We start from the raw sequence: 2,065 nt of genomic DNA, 5'->3' as shown, positions 1-2,065 counted from the left end.
AAACTATAAAAGTGGCTCCTCTTAATGGACTTGAACCATTGACACACGGATTAACAGTCCGTTGCTCTACCAACTGAGCTAAAGAGGAATTATTTCTTTCTACAGAGTTAATCCGTTGTAATGAATTAACAGTGTTCTCTAAAACGCTACCAACTGAGCTAAAGAGGAATTATTCTTTTATCAAAACAGAGTTTTAACAACAGTGTTTTGAAGACGTGCGCAGTATATTTTTTGCATCCCTCTCTGTCAACAAAAAAGGAAGATAAAAAAACTGGTTGCTGATAATTCAAGCAACCAGTCACAAAACAGACTTTTTTTGCCTGTTAATAAAGCTATTTATCTCTTTTTTTAAATGTCCCAATGAATATTATTTCTCATGGCACTTTGAATCACTTGCAGTGATTCACCTTTTTCTCCAACAATAACCACATTGGTATTGCCCATTTTTTCTGTGATGCCTTTTAAATGTTGATTATGGAACTTTTTAGTCTCAATAAACTTAGCATCATCTGGTACCACAAAAACGGTGATCTGCCCTTTTTCTCCCTGTATCACCATATGTAAAGCAGGCGTGCCTTCAAAATCACAATAGTTAACATAAGTAATTTTACCTAAATCTCCGTGGGCTGTCGCGCCATAACGCGCCAATTTAGCATTGACCATTTTCAAATCAGCACGTTCATTCGATTGTGCAGTAAAATAATACTCGGCTTTAACATGTTGCATCGCAACGACGCCAATATCGAGCGGAGAATGCGTCAAGCTATTTAGAACGGGTAAACTAATACCGATAATAAATGCAATAGAGGCCGCTATCGCGATATGCCAACGACCACTAACAACACGTTTATTTTCCACGGCAAAGCTCTGTTCTAATAATATTTTATCGATTAAATCTTCTGGCACATCTATTTTTAATAAAGCCTGTAAGTCTGCATCGAACTGTTTTGCTTCTTTTACCAGCGCTTTATCTGCATCAGACTCTGCTAGACGTTGTAAAAATGCATCACTTTTCTCATTAGGTGTCGCAATTGCACTATGACGGAATAAAATATCATCCATGGGACGCCTCACTATTCGTATTGACTGTGGTTAATGATGTTTTTAATAAATTTTTCGCTCTAAACAGACGTGTCAGTACCGTATTTTTATTCAATGAAAGTTGCTCACCTATCTCTTGTGCGCTAAAACCAGCAACAAGCTGTAACAAAAGAGGCTCTTTATACTCATCAGCAAGTGAGGCTATTTTCCGCAATAACAACTCGCTGTCCATATCTTGGCTAAGATCAGCGTTATCTGCGACATCATGATCGGCAATATCCACTAACGGGTGCTGCTTACGCTCAAAACGACGCGCATTTTCACGCCGTAATATAGTAAATAACCATCCTTTTGCAGATTTGTCATCTAATAAGCTATCGATACTCTTCCATGCACGTAGGCAAGTTTCTTGCACTAAATCTTGGGCAATATCAGGATCATGGCAAATCCAATATGCATAGCGATAAAGGTCTGCACTATAGACATTCACTAATGCCTCATAACGTTTCTGTTTTCTGTTCATATCTATAAGGACAGATGAATCAGCACTTTTATTTCGTTTGCCTGAAAATAAATTCATTAACTGTACTTCCTATACGTCAACTATTTTTAATTTAAATAAATGTTAATAAATATTTAAATTAATGTGAAATTTTTTTTGCATTAACACGGTATATATTATTGATACCACAACAAAGTGTACATCTTAGGAATCGTTACACAATAACTTGCGCTAAATTGTTTTCAAAAAGCCTGAAATGACTGGTTATTTTGAAAACAAAAGCGCAAGTAATTTTGAAGCCGATCCTTAATTAACTATTTAAAGGAATATCTCATGAAAAAATCTAACTTAGCATTAGCAGCAACCGTTTCTACTCTTATTGCAGTGGGTAGCACGCTAATTTCAGCGCCAGCAATGGCAGCAAGCAAAGAAAAATGTTACGGCATTGCGCTTGCAGGACAAAATGATTGTGCAACAAAAACAAGCTCATGTGCAGGCACTTCTAAAGTTGATAATCAAAGT

3 protein-coding genes and 1 tRNA gene are annotated in these 2,065 nt (G+C 36.6%); 1 reads left to right on the top strand and 3 read right to left on the bottom strand.

The features are described 5' to 3' along the window. Window positions 1-12: 12 nt before the first annotated feature. The 3 genes from G322_RS0118975 to G322_RS0118965 form a co-directional block, all read right to left on the bottom strand. A tRNA-Asn gene (locus G322_RS0118975) sits at window positions 13-88 on the bottom strand. A gap of 260 nt (window positions 89-348) precedes the next feature. Continuing rightward, window positions 349-1,062 (bottom strand): DUF3379 family protein, encoded by a 714-nt coding sequence (locus G322_RS0118970; RefSeq protein ID WP_022943242.1) that lies wholly within the window; start codon window positions 1,060-1,062, stop codon window positions 349-351. Next, window positions 1,055-1,621, bottom strand: coding sequence for a sigma-70 family RNA polymerase sigma factor (locus tag G322_RS0118965; RefSeq protein WP_022943241.1), 567 nt, complete (start codon window positions 1,619-1,621; stop codon window positions 1,055-1,057). The genes G322_RS0118970 and G322_RS0118965 overlap by 8 nt, the downstream gene beginning before the upstream one ends. Window positions 1,622-1,876: 255 nt before the next feature. On the opposite strand from G322_RS0118965, the gene bufA1 reads away from it, so the two are divergent. After that, a partial coding sequence (gene bufA1, locus G322_RS0118960) for a BufA1 family periplasmic bufferin-type metallophore (protein WP_022943240.1) occupies window positions 1,877-2,065 on the top strand: 189 nt, incomplete at its 3' end.

Origin of the sequence: Psychromonas hadalis ATCC BAA-638, assembly GCF_000420245.1 — a bacterium.
GTDB classification, from domain to species: Bacteria; Pseudomonadota; Gammaproteobacteria; order Enterobacterales; family Psychromonadaceae; genus Psychromonas; species Psychromonas hadalis.
Note: the sequence above shows the minus strand (reverse complement) of the source record. Positions and strands in the feature narration are given on the sequence as shown.